Below are 1,240 nucleotides of genomic sequence, written 5' to 3'. Positions count from 1 at the left end.
TTGCACTAATCAGAAGAGGGTATGTAAGGAGTGGTACTAAGTTACTGTATATGGACTTAGATTTACCATCTTGGAAGCAATACATTGAATTGAAGAAAGATGCAAAAAGAGCTATTATAAAAATGGATGTGACACTAACATCTGTTGGGTATTCCTATATGATTGGTGATTTCGATGCTGCCATTAAGGAGGCTTCTGAAGCAACGACTGATCAAAAACTGAAGCCAAAATACAGGGATTCCTTAGAGAGTTACCTCATTCGCTCGACAGTTCTTGCAAATCCTAACCTAACCAGAGATGAGCTTGATCTTATGCTAAACAAAATGTCCATATCAGATTCCTCTCTAGCCGAGAAAACAAAAAGCGTGAGTATTGCACTTTACGATTTAACAATTGCTCATCAATCCAATGATTACTTTGAAGAATTAGAAAACGAGTTTAAATATCAACAATTGGAAATCATTTACTATCAAGCCTTGAACTCTAAATTAAAAGGAGATATGACTAGGGCGAATGAATTGTTTAGAAAACTCGCTCAAGAAGATGAACAGCTCTATATCGTCCAGAAGTCTAAAGAATTTTTAAAAAGTGAATCTATTAATTAGCGATGAATAAGTACAGGAAAGGATTGAATATGAAATCAAACAGTTTATTTTTTTTTAATGGAATTTTTGCTTTAACGTGCTCTCCCATTATTGCATTTGCATTTTTCTATAGATGGGAGATAAGATTTATCAATGGGGCTCTTCGTTTTGTTGATAAACCAGCATGGGCTTTTTCAGTAAATTTAATTAGTTTTATATTTCTTGTTTGTTCCATACTTGCAATTTTCATTTATAGAAAAGAATCAAATGGTCGTAAGAAAAGCTTTTTGTTTCTTTTAGTTGCATCTATCACAGGTTTTATCCCCTTCCTTTCATTTTTTTCAGCAATTTTTGCTCTTATTGCTGGGATTTTATATTTGGTTGATTTTAATCGATTGGTAAAAGAATAAACTAGAAGGTATTTATCATTTTCAACATATCCAACCTTTTTTAGAACTGATTCTCTCAATCTCCGGTACGTCTGATTTCTATTTTTTGAGGTTTCATTATATAATAGCATTATATGTAATGACTGATGTAGTTACACTAACATTTCTATTTAAAAATTAAGGAGTATTATCAATGAAAAAAGCAATGTTAATTATAAACCCTACCTCTGGTGGGGAAAAGGCTTTGGATTATAAGGTCAAGCTGGA

At 32.3% G+C, this 1,240-nt stretch carries 2 protein-coding genes and 1 pseudogene; all 3 read left to right on the top strand.

Going from position 1 to position 1,240, the window contains the following annotated elements; translation table 11 throughout:
• On the top strand, positions 1–605 hold a 605-nt coding region (locus tag GMD3S_RS0209455; RefSeq protein WP_029709244.1), incomplete at its 5' end, for a hypothetical protein.
• Positions 606–634: 29 nt separating this feature from the next.
• On the top strand, positions 635–994 hold the full coding sequence (locus GMD3S_RS0209450; protein ID WP_000841612.1) for a hypothetical protein: 360 nt from the start codon (positions 635–637) through the stop codon (positions 992–994).
• Between the two features lie 172 nt (positions 995–1,166).
• Positions 1,167–1,240 (top strand): annotated as a pseudogene (locus tag GMD3S_RS10975) (acylglycerol kinase family protein); the annotation flags it as partial.

The organism is Streptococcus sp. GMD3S (assembly GCF_000298695.2).
Classification (GTDB): domain Bacteria; phylum Bacillota; class Bacilli; order Lactobacillales; family Streptococcaceae; genus Streptococcus.
This window is presented reverse-complemented; position numbering and strand designations above follow the sequence as displayed.

Coding starts and splice junctions, on each gene's coding strand:
- GMD3S_RS0209450 (WP_000841612.1), top strand. CDS start 635: ATGAAATCAAACAGTTTATTTTTTTTTAATGGAATTTTTGCTTTAACG.